This is a genomic window from Methylocystis sp., assembly GCF_051062815.1.
Classification (GTDB): Bacteria; Pseudomonadota; Alphaproteobacteria; order Rhizobiales; family Beijerinckiaceae; genus Methylocystis.
Genome location: NZ_JBPFDU010000078.1, coordinates 270,963 through 284,298, shown reverse-complemented (window position 1 = coordinate 284,298; position 13,336 = coordinate 270,963). Strand labels below are relative to the sequence as shown.

Sequence of the window (13,336 nt, the reverse complement as noted above, 5' to 3'; positions counted from 1 at the left end):
TTTGGTTTCCCGCCGCCGGACTTATATGCTCGAAGCGATGACCCCGGACGCCGAAACGACTGCGCATGTGACGCTGGAGACCGCGGCTGGCGTAGCGATCCTTACGCTGAACAGCCCCGCTTCGCGCAACGCCTTATCGCTCGCGATGATCGACGCCCTCTCGGGCCGTCTCGACGCGCTCGCCGGCCACGACGACGTTCGCGTCGTCGTGCTGCAGGCGGAAGGCCCCGCCTTCTGCGCCGGGCATGACCTCAAGGAGCTGACGGCGCATCGCAACGATCCTGACAGGGGCCGCGCCTTCTTCGATAGGACGATGCGCGCCTGCTCGGCCTTGATGCAGAAAATCGTGGCGCTGCCTCAGCCGGTCGTCGCGGCTGTCGATGAGATGGCCACGGCCGCCGGCTGCCAGCTCGTCGCGAGTTGCGATCTCGCCGTCGCCGGTCCGCGCGCCCGCTTCTGCACGCCGGGTGTCAATATCGGTCTTTTCTGCTCGACGCCGGCCGTGGCGCTCTCGCGCAACGTCGTGCCAAAACAGGCGATGGAGATGCTGCTCACGGGCGTTCCCATCGGCGCCGAGGAGGCGCTGCGCATCGGCCTCGTCAACCGCATGTCAGCCGATGGAGCCCGGATCGGCGCGCTGGCGCTGGCGCGGCTCATCGCGCAAAAATCCCCGCAGGCGATCCGCTTCGGCAAGAGGGCCTTCTACGCTCAAAGCGAGAAGCCGCTTTCGGACGCCTATGAGCTGGCGAGCGCCGTGATGGTCGAGAACATGCTGGCGGAAGACGCCAAGGAGGGCGTCGCGGCGTTTCTGGAGAAGCGTGCGCCTCTATGGGCCGAAAAGTGAGAACCGGCCTTATACGCTGCTGAAAGTCGCGCCGATAACGAGCGGCTCATGGCGATCGACCCAGGCGAAGCAGGCCCGCAAAGCCGCAGGCTCATGAAGAGTTGGGCGCGGCGCCATGCGGGGCGCGCAGCTCTCGGCTGCGCTGCGACGCTGATCTTTCTTTCGGCCTCTCTCAGCTAACCGGACGAGGCGCCCCACGCTATTTCGATCATAAATGATGTTCCCAGCGCGTGACCTGTTTCGCGCGGCGCGTCATTTTTGAAGGAAGAGAAAAATGTCCAGATTGCGCAATCGCGTCCTGCATCTGGCGCTGCTCCTCGCGCTCGCGATCGCTTTCACGCTCGCCGCCTTCCCGGCGCGCGCAGGCTGACCACCGGCGCGAAGAACGCGTCAGCTGTTTTGGCGGGCGTTGATGACTTGTCGCGAGTTTTTCAAGGCTCATTTTTTGGAGGGTGAAATGAATGCTTTTCGTCTTTCGATCGCGCTCGCCGTCGCATCCTGCGCTTTTGCGCCGCCCGCAAACGCGGATTTGACCGTCTGCAACAGAACGCCCGATCAAGTCACTGTCGCATCGGCCTGGGTGAGCCCCCGCGGCGGATTCACGTCGGAGGGATGGTGGAAGCTTCGCGCCTGCGGCGGCTGCGAAAGAGTCGTTTTGCGCAGCGAGACGTCGGACCCGCACAATTACTTTTTTTACGCGCATGGCGGCGGCAGGGAATGGCGCGGCGACTCGAATTTCTGCACGACACCGGGGGCGTTTAAGATCGGCGACGCCAAGCGCTGCGTGTTTGGACGACGCGGCCAGATGAAGAACTTCGTTCATGTCACGAGCCGCAGCGGCAATCATACGCACAGCCTGACCGGCCGTTCGAGCAGCGGCCGCGTGTGCATCGATTGAGCGCTTCTATTCGCCGAGATAGCGCAGCGCCGCGGCGGCCGCGAAGGGGCAGAGCGCGAGAGCGGCCAGCGTGATCGCGCAGAGGATCGCGAAGGGCGCGTAGAAGGGCACAGCGCCGCCGCTCGCCGCCTCCGCGGCGGAGACGCCGAAGATCAGCACCGGGATCGTCAGCGGCAGGACGAGCAACGCCATGAGCAGGCCGCCCCGGCGCACGGTGACGGTCGCCGCCGCGCCGATCGCGCCGATCAGAGTCAGCGCCGGCGTGCCGACAAGCAGCGTCGCGACGACGCCGAGAAGCGCGATGGCCTCCTGTTGCAGCATCAGCCCCAAAAACGGCGCGGCGAGAACGAGCGGCAAGCCGGTCGCCGCCCAATGCGCCGCGCATTTGACGAGCACCGCCAATTCGAGCGGCGTCTCGGAAAGATGGAAGAGATCGAGAGAGCCATCCTCGGCGTCGGCCTGAAACAGGCGGTCGAGACAGAGCAGCGTCGCCAGCAGCGCCGCGATCCACAGGATCGCCGGGCCGATGCGGGCGAGCAGATTGGGGTCGGGCCCGACGGCGAAGGGAACGATCGCGACGAGCGTCAGGAAGAACACGACGCCCATCGCGCCGGAGCCGCCGATGCGGCGCGCGACGCGCCATTCGCGCAGGAAAAGCGCGGCGAGCGGCGCGCTCACGAGGCGCCGCCCAAGGCAAGCGACGCCGCCTCTTCGAGCCCAAGCGGCTCATGCGTCGCGGCGACGATCAATCCGCCGTGGGCGCAATGATCGCGCATCGCCACGGCGAATTTTTCGCGTGAGGCGCGGTCGAGCGCGGTCAGCGGCTCATCGAGGAGCCAGAGCGGCCGAAAGGCGACGAGAAGACGCGCGAGCGCCGCGCGCCGTTTCTGTCCGGCGGACAGCACGCCGAACGGCGCGGCGGCGACATGGCCAAGGCCGACGATCGCGAGGGCGGCGTCGATCGTATGGCTGCGTTGGTCTGGCTCTCGGGCGAGATAGCGCGACCAGAAATCGAGGTTCTCCTCAACCGTCAGCGCCGACTTCATCCCGTCGCTATGCGCAAGATAATGCGCCTGCTGCGGCAGTTCGACGTCGGGCGGCCCACCTTCGAGAGCGATCGAGCCGCCCGCGCGCGGCAGGAGTCCCGCCAAGGCCCGCAGCAGCGTCGATTTCCCGGCGCCGTTGGGACCCGTCACGATCAGCGCCTGCCCGGCGGAAAGCGAAAAGCTCACGCGATCGAGGACGCGCCTGCCCCCGCGCAAAACGCCGAGATTGTCGACGCAAAGGCGTAAAGCGCCATCGACGGGCGGCTGAACGGGCTGGAGGACGTCGATCGACATGCGCTCCGCATAGAGCTTTGCGATCGACTCCGCCAGACGGGGCGGACAGATAGCCTCCTTGACGAGGGCCCCTCCGCTCGCGCCTCAAGCGCCCCGCCCTGCCCCCGGCCGCGCCGCTGGCGCAGACGGGACGGGAATGCTAAGCAGCGCGAACCCTTTCTTGGGGCGCTCAGCGGCCCAAGTTCTCGCCAATAGCGCGCGGCGCGCCCGTTATTCAGGGATTGCCCAGTAAGTGACGAAGCATAAGAGCTTAGAGGATTACGCGGCAAGGCGATTCCGTTTTGCTGGCAACGCCTTGCTGGAGTTCAGCGATCCGTTCTTCGCCCAGATCGACAGGCTGCGGGCCGAGTTCGAGGCGCAGGGCAAGCATTTCGTCAGCTTCGCCAATTACGATTATCTCGGGCTCGCGAATCACCCGCGGATTCGCGAGGAGGCGAAGCGCGAGATCGACGGCCTCGGCATCGGCGCGCTGGCCTCTCGGCTTGTCGGCGGCGAACGCACCACGCACAAGCCGTTCGAGGCGGAGATCGCCGAATTTCTCGGCATGGAGAGCGCGCTGACGCTCGTCTCCGGCTATCTCTCCAATGTGACGACGATCGCCTGGCTGATGAGCGGCAAGCGCGACGCGATCTTCATCGACGAACTGGCGCATAACAGCATCGTCGCGGGCGCCGACGGCGCGCCGGCGCAGGTCGTCAAATTCCGCCACAACGATTTAGATCACCTTGAACATCTGCTCGCGCGCCACCGCGAGGAATACCGCAACGTCCTGATCGTGGTCGAGGGCGTCTACAGCATGGACGGCGACACCGCCGACCTGCCGCGGCTCCTGGCGATCAAGGAAAAATTTCAGGTCTGGCTTTTGGTCGACGAGGCGCATTCGCTCGGCGTGCTCGGCGCGACGGGCCGCGGCCTCGCCGAGCATCAGGGCGTCGATCCGGCGCGCATCGACCTCATCGTCGGCACCATGTCGAAAACGCTCGCGTCCTGCGGCGGCTATGTCTGCGGCAAGAAGCAGGTCATCGACTGGTTCCGCTATACGCTGCCGGGCTTCGTCTACAGCGTCGGCCTGTCGCCCGTCATTCTCGCCGCCGCGCGCGCCGCCCTGCGGTTGATGCAGGAAGAGACCTGGCGGATCGCCAAGCTCGCGGACAACGCCGAGCTCTTCCGGAAGGTCGCGCATGAGGCGGGATTCTCGACCGGGCCGGCGATCGGCCGCGGGGTCGTGCCGATCCTGTTCTCGAGCGACGTCGAGACCATGTGGGCGTCGCAGCATCTGCTGGAGAACGGCTATTACGTGCCGCCGGTGGTGCGCATCGGCGTGCCGAAGGACGGGCCGCGGCTGCGCTTCTTTTTCTCGGCGAACCACAGCGAAGCGGAAATTCGCGGCGTCATCCAAGTGCTGCGCGACATGCCGCCGGTGACGGAAGAGGCGCATCAGATCGTCGCCGCGGCGATGGCGGGCGGATAGGCCATTCGCCATATCCGCGTCACTTTGACGCTTTCGGTTAATGCCGACTTGCCGCTAGGACTAGCATCATGGCGCGGATCGAGATTCTTCCGGTCGACGGCCCTTTTCGCTTTGCGACCTTCTGCAGGCTGCCGCGATTGCTCTATGCCGGCGCGCAGGGCTTCGCGCCGCCGCTCGACATCGAGCGCTGGAGCGTCTTCGCGCATAAGCTCAACCCGCATTACAAGCTCGTCGAAGAGCGGAAATTTCTCGCCCGCCGTGATGGCCAATGGGTTGGCCGCGTCATGGCGCAGATCTATAAGCCCGACGTCACGCCGGTCGGCGCGTCCAACGCGCAATTCGGCGCGCTCGACGCAATCGACGACATCGAGGTCGTGCGCGCGCTGACCCAGGCCGCCGAGGACTGGCTGCGCGCCAAGGGCGCGGAGCGGATCAACGGACCGTTCTCGCCGTCGGTCAACAAGGAGTGCGGACTTCTTGTCGATGGCTTCGACGCGACGCCGATGTTTTTCATGCCCTGGCATCCGCCCTATCTCTCGCGCCATCTCGAGGCGCTGGGGTATGAGAAGGCGCAGGACCTCTTGTCCTACCGCTTCGACATTTCGAGCGACGAGAGCGACAAGCCCGCGCGCATTTCAACGCGGCGCGAATGGCGCGATCGATTGAAACTCCGGCCGTTGAACATGAAGGCCTTGAAGCAGGGCGAGACCGCGCTGATGGCCGAGCTGTTCAACGACGGCTGGAGCGGAAATTGGGGCTTCGTGCCCTTCACCAAGGAAGAATTCGACTCCGACGCCGACGCGCTGCAATTTCTCGTGCCGGAGGATTTCGGCATCGTCGTCGAGCTCGACGGCGTTCCGCAGTCATTCGCGATCGCGCTTCCCAATCTCAATGAGATTCTCGCCGATCTCAACGGTCGCCTGTTCCCCTTCGGCTGGGCGCGCGCGTTCAAGCGCTTCCGCTCGCATCAGTTCAAATCGGCGCGGCTGTTGCTGCTTGGCACGCGCAAGACGCTGCAAAGAAGCGCGACCGGCGGCGCGATCTTCCTGTCGCTCGTCGAAGAGATGCGGCGGCGCCACGCGAAAATCCGCGTTCCGCATCTCGAAGCGGGCTGGGTGTTGGAAAGCAACGCCGACATGCGCCGGCCGATCGAAATGTTCGGCGGCAAGGTCGACAAGATTCACCGCATCTATGAAAAGCGCCTCACGGTCGGCGGCGAGGCGATGCGTATGCGCGACGGCGTTAGGGCGACTCAGCTACAGGATGCAACGTCATGAATGGCATATCCGTCACCGCCAATGGCGCCGACCGCTCGCATGTCGAACGGCGCAAGCTGATCCTCGAAAAATACCCGCAAGTGCGCGAACTTTTCGGCAAGGACCCGGTGACCTTCAAAATCACGGCGGCGATTTTCGCCCTTCAGCTCGTCATCGCCGCGATCTTGGGTTCGCTTGGCCTTTCCTATTGGTGGCTGTCGCTCTTGATGGCGATCTGCGTCGGCGCCTTCGCCAATCACGCCAATTTCGTCATCATCCACGACGCCATCCACAATTGCGTCTTCGCGAGCCCGCTCGCCAACAAGTGGACCGCGATCCTTGCCGATCTTCCCAACGCCTTTCCGACGGCGATGGGCTTTCGCTGCTACCACATCAAGCATCATTCGCATCTGTCGGCTTATGATTATGACGCCGACATTCCGAGCCGCTGGGAGGTCGAATGGGTCGGCAATAGCGCTTGGCGCAAGGCCGTGTGGCTCTTCTTCTTTCCCGCGATCCAGCTTGCGCGCCTGTCGCGCCTCAAAGGCACGGTGCCGATCTGGGGAACCTGGACCTATATCAATACCGCCGTCATCGCCGTCTTCGATCTTTTGGTGCTCTGGGCGTTTGGGCCGAACGCCCTGCTCTATCTTTTCTTCTCCTTCTGGTTCTCGGTTGGAGGCCTGCATCCGTTGAGCGCGCGCTGGCTGCAGGAGCATTTCGCCTTCGGCCCCGACCAGGGGACGTTCGATTATTACGGCCCGCTCAATACGCTCGCGCTCAACATCGGCTATCACAATGAGCATCACGATTTTCACGAGATCCCGTGGAACCGTTTGCCGGAGCTGAAGGCGATGGCGCCGGAGTTCTATGACGATCTGCGTTGCCATCGCTCCTGGGTGGCGCTGCTCGTCACCTTCATCTTCGATCCGACCTATTCGCTCGGCACGCGGTCGGAAAATGTGACGCAGGCGGCGGGGCGCGAGGCCCCCATCGTCGCGCCGGCGGAGTAGCTCATGTCTCAGGACGCAAGAACAGAAGCGCTCGACGCTTCGCCCCGCCTCTTCGAGAGCGATCTTCTCGATAAGCTGTCGCGCGTGCATCATTTGACGCCGGTGATCGTCTATTGCCCGATCATTCTCGGCCTGCTGATCTATTCGCTCACCTTCAACAGTCTGACGCTCGTCTTATTGGGTCTTGTCGTCGGCTATCTCGGCTGGACGCTGACCGAATATTTCGGTCACCGCTATCTCTTCCACACCGTGTTCGCGCTGCCGTTCGGCCTGGGGCCGCGCTTCCAGTTCCTCATTCACGGCGTGCATCACATCTATCCCAACGACCCGCTGCGGCTCGTCATGCCGCCGCTGCTCTCGGCGCCGATCATGCTGATCGCGCTCATCTGCGCCCGCGTGCTCTTTGGCGCGACATTCGCGTGGCCGGCGCTGGCCGGCTTCATCACGGGCTATGTGATCTATGATTGCGTGCACTACTGGACGCATCACGGGCAGCCGAAATCCGAGTTTGGCCGCTTAGTGAAACGCCTGCACATGCTGCACCATTTCCGCGACGCCGAAAAAGGCTTCGGCGTGCACGCGATCTGGTGGGACTATGTGTTCGGCACGGCCTATCGGAAGGATGAGACGCCGGGCACGCGCGCGGTGTGAAGGGGGCGCGACAACCCTCTCCCGCTTGCGGGAGAGGGTGGCTCGACGAAGTCGAGCCGGGTGAGGGCCCTCATCCGACCCTCGCTACGCGAGGGCCACCTTCTCCCGCACGCGGGAGAAGGAACCGCGCTACTTCTGCCCCGTCCTTGCAAACCACTCGTCTTCGCTGATCACCTCGATCCCCAGCTCCGCCGCCTTCTTGAGCTTCGAGCCAGCGCCGGGACCGGCGACCACGAGATCGGTCTTCTTCGACACCGACGCCGCGACATGCGCGCCAAAACGCTCGGCCTGCGCCTTGGCTTCATCGCGCGTGAGGCGTTCGAGAGAACCGGTGAAGACCACCGTCTTGCCGGCGACGGGCGACGTGGACGCCACCGCCGGCATCGGCTCCAGCGTGATTTGTTTAAGAAGCGCGTCGAGTTCGCGCTCATTATGCGGCTCGGCGAAGAAGTCGTGCAGCGCCTCGGCGACGACGGGTCCGACGCCATCGATCGAATCGATGCGGGCGCGCGCCTCGCTCCCCAACGCCGCATCACGGGCCGTCTCGCGCAACGACTCGAAGTCGCCGAAATGGCGCGCCAGCCGGCGCGCATTGGTTTCGCCGACATGGCGCATCCCAAGCGCAAAGATGAAGCGATTGATCGGAACGCTTCGGCGCGCCTCGATCGCCGCAAAGAGGTTGCGCACCGAGGTTTCGCCATAGCCCTCGCGTTCCGCGAGTCGCGGCGACATCTGCGCTTCGCGCTCGGAAAGCGCAAAAATATCGGAAGCGGTTTTGATCAGACCTTCGTCGTAGAAAAACTCTATCTGCTTGTCGCCGAGCCCTTCAATGTCCATGGCGTTGCGCGAGGCAAAATGTTTCAAGCGCTCGATCGCCTGCGCCGGACAGACGAGCGATCCCGTGCACCGGCGCACGACATCGGCTTCGCCGGTCTTCGCATCAATCTCGCGCAGCGCCGCCGAGCCGCAGCGCGGGCAGACATGCGGAAATTGATAAGGCTTCGCGCCGTGCGGGCGCTTCTCCGTCACCACGGCGACGATCTGCGGTATGACGTCGCCCGCGCGCTGCACCACGACGGTGTCGCCGATGCGAATATCCTTGCGCGCGATCTCGTCCTCATTGTGCAGCGTCGCGTTCTGCACGACGACGCCGCCGACCGTCACCGGTTCGAGCCTCGCGACCGGCGTCAGCGCGCCCGTGCGACCAACCTGAATCTCGATGTCGCGCAAAATTGTCGTCGCGCGCTCAGCCGGGAACTTGCGCGCAACGGCCCAGCGCGGCGCGCGCGAGACGAACCCGAGCCGCTCCTGCAGCGCGATGTCGTTCACCTTGTAGACGACGCCGTCGATGTCATAGCCGAGCGTCGCGCGTTGCGTTTCGATCGCCTGGTAATGCGTCAGCATGTCTTCCGCGCTCTCGCAGAGCGTCGTTAGCGGATTGACCGGCAGCCCGTAACCGCGCAGCGCCTCAAGCACGCCCAGTTGCGTATTTGCGGGCAGCGCGGACGTCTCACCCCAACCATAGGCGAAGAAATGCAGCGGCCGTGATGCCGTGATCTTCGGATCGAGTTGCCGCAGCGAGCCGGCGGCGGCGTTGCGCGGATTGGCGAAGAGAGTCTTGCCGGACTCCTTTTGCCGCACGTTGAGCGCAGCAAAATCCTTGTGCGTCATGTAGACTTCGCCGCGCACTTCAAAAACGTCGGAATGATCGCCGCATAGCCGTTGCGGGATCTCGTCGATCGTTCGCACATTGGCGGTGACGTCTTCGCCCTCATAACCGTCGCCGCGCGTCGCCGCCTGCACCAGATGGCCTTTCTCGTAGCGCAGCGAACAAGACAGCCCGTCGATCTTCGGCTCAAAGGTGAAGCGCAGCGCGCCGTCGCGCAGACCGAGAAAACGGCGCACGCGCGCGACGAATTCCAAGACCTCTTCGTCCGAGAAGACGTTGCCGAGCGAGAGCATCGGCACGGCGTGCTTCACTTTGGCGAATTTTTCAGAGGGCTTGGCGCCGACCGTCTTCGTCAGCGACTGCGGGGTCGCGAGTTCGGGGAACGCCTTTTCCAATTCCTCATAGCGATGGCGCAGCGCGTCATATTCGGCGTCCGAGATCGTTGGCGCGTCTTCCCGGTAATAGCGCCGATCGTGCGCCGTGAGTTCTTCCTGCAGCCGCGCATGTTCGGCGCGCGCTTCGGAAAGGGAAGGCTCGGGAGGCGACTTTGCCATGTGCTGGACGATCCGGTCGATTGGGCGCGCCAGACGGCGCTTTATTCTTTCAGGGCTGAAAGAGCGAGTTCTAATCGATCGCTACCCCAGAATAGTTCCTCTTTTGCAAAAAAGCTCGGCGCGCCGAACACGCCCCGACTCTTGGCCTCATCCGTGCGCGCTCTGAGCAATCGCTTTACGGACTCGTCTTTGGCGCGGTTAAGAGTCGCCTCCTCGTCGAGCGAGAGACCCCGTAAAATTTCCTTCAGAACGGAGGGTTCCGAGATGTCGAGGTCATCGGAAAAATTGGCGCGATAAACGGCCCGAACGAAAGCAGCAAGCTTCTCCGTCCCATCCAACGCGGTTGCGACCCGAGCGGCCAAAAGGCCGTTGCGCGGAAAGGCGCTGGGCCTGCGCCAGGCGATGCCCTTGCTCTGGCAGAGACGTTCGATGTCGCGCCACATATAGGCGCCTTTTGCTGGATAGAGATTAAACGGTGAATCCCGCCAGCCCTGCTCGGCGAAGATCGGCCCAAGAAGAAAGGGTCGCCACACCATTTCGATGCGAGCGGCGGCGGCCTTTTCCTCGATCTCTTCCGCCGCGACATAAGAATATGTGCTTGCGAATTCGAACCAGAACTCGAGTTTCTCCGCCATCGTCGCCCTACGCCGCTTCCGGCGCGGCTCCGACGAGGCGGCGCGCATCCCGCGCGCTGATCGGGCGCCCAAAGGCGTAGCCCTGCGCGAAGCCGCAGCCGAGCTGATAAAGCTCGATGGCGTCCTGCTCGGTCTCCGCGCCCTCGGCGACGACGTCCATGCCGAGATCCTGCGCCAGCGCGATGATCGAGCGCAGAATGATAGGGCGCGCGCCCTTGCCGGACTGCTTGATGAAGGAACGGTCGATCTTGATCGTGTCGAAAGGGAAGCGCTGCAAATAGGCGAGCGACGAATAACCGGCGCCGAAATCATCGAGCGACAGCCCCGCGCCGAGTTCCCTGATGCGCGCCAGCATCTGCGCGGCATATTCGGGATTCTCCATCACCAGACTCTCGGTCAGTTCGAGTTTCAGGCTGCCTTTGGCGATATCATTGCGCATCAACACGCTTTTGACGTCGCGCAGGAGGTCGTGACGCAAGAGCTGGCGCGACGAGACATTGACGGAGGCGAAAATCGGCGGATCGACCGCAAGCGCGCGCTGCCAGGCCGCGAGTTCGCGCGCCGTGCGCTCCAGCGCCAGAAGTCCGAGGTCGATGATCAGTCCCGTCTGCTCGGCGATGGGAAGGAATTCGGAAGGCTCGAGCCGACCCAGGCGCAGATGGTCCCAGCGCAGCAAGGCCTCGAAACCGGCGATGGTGCGATCCTCGAGCCTGACGATCGGCTGAAAAAATACCTTGATCTCGCCCCGCTCCAGCGCCCGCCGCAGATCGGCCTCGAGCGTCAGCCGGTCGGAGCGCTGCGCGCGCATGGCCGGGCGGAACACTTCGATGCGGTTGCCGCCCGAGCGCTTGGCGTGGCGCATCGCGATTTGGGCGTCTTCCAGCATGTCGCCGGCGCCGGGATGCGTCTGCTGGTCATAAAGCGCGATGCCGATCGAGGCGAACAGCGCGATCTCGCGATCGGTGAAGCGCACCGGAATAGACAGCGAGCGGCGCACCGAATCGGCGATGGAGATGACATGGTCGGCGTGCGACTCCGAGACGAGGATGATCGCGAATGTATCGCCGGAAAGTCGCGCCAGCGTGTCCTGAGGCTGCAACAGCCGCGTCAGGCGATGCGCCACGGTGAGCAGAATGCTGTCGCCCATCGCCATGCCGACCTGCTCATTGATCTGCTTGAAGCGGTCGATGTCGATGACGAGGATGGTCGGGCGCACGTCCTTTTCCATGCGCGCGAGAATCAGCGCGGCCTCCAGCCGGTCGAAGAACAATTCGCGGTTCGGCAGGCCCGTGAGATTGTCATGTACGGCGTCGTGCAGCAGCCGTTCCTGGGCGTTGCGTTCGTCGGTCACGTCATTGAGCGTGCCGACGACGCGGATCACCTCGCCGTCGGGGCCGACGACGGGCCGCGCCCGCAGCCGGTAGCAGAGATAGTGGCCGTCCGCGGCGCGCAGGCGGAAGTCCTGATTGATGCGGCCGCGCCGCTGCTCCAGGATGGCGTCGAGGCAGGCGCGATAGCGGTCCTGCTCGAAGGGATGCAGCAGATCGAGCCAGGAGGAGGCGGCGCCCTCGAGCCCGCCGCGGTCGAGCCCGAGGGCCGCTTCCGCTTCCGGGCTGACATAGATGTGATCCGAGGGCACGTCCCAGTCGAACACGATTTCATTGGCGCCGGTGAGCGCGAGGGCCTTGCGCTCGACGTCGCTGATGGCGCCGTGCGACAGCCCGCCGGCGGCGAAGGCGTTTTGCATCACCGTGAAACCGATCAGCATCACGATGAGCACCAGGCCGCCGACGAGCGCCGGAGACACCAGATCGTTGGTGATCCAGCCGGCGACCGCAAATCCGGCCGTCGCCACCCACACGGCCAGCAGGAACCACGTCGGAATCAGCATGATGGCCCGATCGAAGCCATGCGTCGCGAGATAGAGAATCAACACGAAGCCGACGACGGCGGCCGTCGCCAGCGAGATGCGCGCCACGCCAGCGGCGACGGGCGCGTCGAACACCGCCAGGCCGACGAGGTCCAACAGAATCAGCAGCCACAGGGCCGCGACGTGCCAGGCGCGCACATGCCAGCGGTTGAGGTTCAGATAGGCGAAAAGGAAGACGACGAGCGTCGCCGAGAGAACCGTCTCGGCGCCGGCGCGCCAGATGCGGTTGGCGTTGGCGTCAAAGCCGAAAATCTTGTCCCAAAAGCCGAAATCGATGCACACGTAGGCCAGCACCGCCCAGGCGAGCGCCGCCGCCGCCGGGAAGATGACGGCGCCTTTCACCACGAAGACGATGGTCAGAAACAGCGCGAGCAGGCCGGCGATGCCGATGACGATGCCCTTGTAGAGCGTCAGACTCGTCACCTTGTCCTTATAGGCGACCGGCTCCCACAAATAGAGCTGTGGCAGGTTCGGCGTGCGCAGCTCCGCGACATAGGTGACCGTGGTTCCAGGGTCGAGCGTCAGCCGGAAAACGTCGGCGTCCGAGGCGTCTTCGGCCTCGGGCGGAAAGCCCTGGCTGGCCGTGATCGCCGTAATGCGCGTCGAGCCGAGATCGGGCCAGATGACGCCCGAGCCCTGGAGGCGGTAATGCGGGGCGACAATCAGGCGCTCGATCTGCTCATCCGTGTCGTTGGTGAGCGCGAAAACGATCCAGTTGGGCTGGCTGCCAGCCTCCTTGGCGCCGACCTCGATACGGCGGACGATGCCGTCCGAACCCGGCGCGGTCGAGACCTGCAGCCGGTCGCCCTGCGAGGAATGTTTCTCGATGACATTGGTGAGATCGATCGCCCGCGCGTCTTGCGGCACCCGCACCGACTCCATGGCGACGGCCTGAGCGGAGAGGATGAACAAAAAGAGCGCAATCAGGTATTTTTTCAGACGCACGAATTCTCTTCTCGATGCCGCAGGCTCGGAGAACGCGTCTGGCGCGGCCGATGGCGGGCGCCAAGCGCGTGGGCGGGCTGTCATCGCCAGACTCTGATCGGAAAGTGGTAGAGGCTTCGAGCCTTGCCGG

At 64.3% G+C, this 13,336-nt stretch carries 11 protein-coding genes; 6 read left to right on the top strand and 5 right to left on the bottom strand.

Features of this window, described 5'->3' with window-relative positions:
• The first annotated feature begins 37 nt into the window (after positions 1 to 37).
• A complete protein-coding gene (locus tag ACR65W_RS15920) occupies positions 38 to 844 on the top strand; it encodes an enoyl-CoA hydratase (RefSeq protein WP_434498635.1) in 807 nt (268 codons plus the stop codon).
• Positions 845 to 1,301: 457 nt separating this feature from the next.
• Entirely contained in the window at positions 1,302 to 1,742 is a 441-nt protein-coding gene (locus tag ACR65W_RS15915; protein WP_434498631.1) for a DUF1036 domain-containing protein, read from the top strand.
• 6 nt (positions 1,743 to 1,748) lie between these two features.
• Here ACR65W_RS15915 and ccmB read toward each other — a convergent pair whose 3' ends face one another.
• Both ccmB and ccmA read right to left on the bottom strand, forming a co-directional pair.
• Positions 1,749 to 2,420 (bottom strand): heme exporter protein CcmB, encoded by a 672-nt coding sequence (ccmB, locus tag ACR65W_RS15910; RefSeq protein ID WP_434498630.1) that lies wholly within the window; start codon positions 2,418 to 2,420, stop codon positions 1,749 to 1,751.
• Complete coding sequence (gene ccmA, locus ACR65W_RS15905) at positions 2,417 to 3,082, bottom strand: heme ABC exporter ATP-binding protein CcmA (protein WP_434498629.1); 666 nt, start codon at positions 3,080 to 3,082, stop codon at positions 2,417 to 2,419. Before ccmA ends, ccmB begins: the two co-directional genes overlap by 4 nt.
• A gap of 232 nt (positions 3,083 to 3,314) precedes the next feature.
• Between ccmA and ACR65W_RS15900 the strand changes: the two genes are divergently transcribed.
• From ACR65W_RS15900 to ACR65W_RS15885, 4 genes are all read left to right on the top strand, one after another.
• Complete coding sequence (locus tag ACR65W_RS15900) at positions 3,315 to 4,553, top strand: aminotransferase class I/II-fold pyridoxal phosphate-dependent enzyme (RefSeq protein ID WP_434498628.1); 1,239 nt, start codon at positions 3,315 to 3,317, stop codon at positions 4,551 to 4,553.
• A 68-nt stretch (positions 4,554 to 4,621) separates the two neighbouring features.
• Positions 4,622 to 5,830, top strand: a complete 1,209-nt coding sequence (locus ACR65W_RS15895) for a hypothetical protein (protein WP_434498627.1) — start codon at positions 4,622 to 4,624, stop codon at positions 5,828 to 5,830.
• The gene (locus ACR65W_RS15890) at positions 5,827 to 6,822 is read left to right on the top strand and encodes a fatty acid desaturase (protein ID WP_434498626.1); all 996 of its coding nucleotides are present in this window, start codon (positions 5,827 to 5,829) and stop codon (positions 6,820 to 6,822) included. Before ACR65W_RS15895 ends, ACR65W_RS15890 begins: the two co-directional genes overlap by 4 nt.
• A gap of 3 nt (positions 6,823 to 6,825) precedes the next feature.
• Complete coding sequence (locus ACR65W_RS15885) at positions 6,826 to 7,473, top strand: sterol desaturase family protein (protein ID WP_434502797.1); 648 nt, start codon at positions 6,826 to 6,828, stop codon at positions 7,471 to 7,473.
• Between the two features lie 129 nt (positions 7,474 to 7,602).
• On the opposite strand, the gene ligA is transcribed toward ACR65W_RS15885, so the two are convergent.
• Genes ligA through ACR65W_RS15870 form a run of 3 tightly spaced genes read right to left on the bottom strand, consistent with a single transcriptional unit; the run spans position 7,603 to position 13,206 of the window.
• Positions 7,603 to 9,696, bottom strand: coding sequence for an NAD-dependent DNA ligase LigA (ligA, locus tag ACR65W_RS15880; protein ID WP_434498636.1), 2,094 nt, complete (start codon positions 9,694 to 9,696; stop codon positions 7,603 to 7,605).
• A gap of 41 nt (positions 9,697 to 9,737) precedes the next feature.
• Complete coding sequence (locus ACR65W_RS15875) at positions 9,738 to 10,331, bottom strand: 2-hydroxychromene-2-carboxylate isomerase (RefSeq protein ID WP_434498637.1); 594 nt, start codon at positions 10,329 to 10,331, stop codon at positions 9,738 to 9,740.
• A 7-nt stretch (positions 10,332 to 10,338) separates the two neighbouring features.
• A complete protein-coding gene (locus ACR65W_RS15870; protein ID WP_434498638.1) occupies positions 10,339 to 13,206 on the bottom strand; it encodes an EAL domain-containing protein in 2,868 nt (955 codons plus the stop codon).
• Between the last annotated feature and the right edge of the window lie 130 nt (positions 13,207 to 13,336).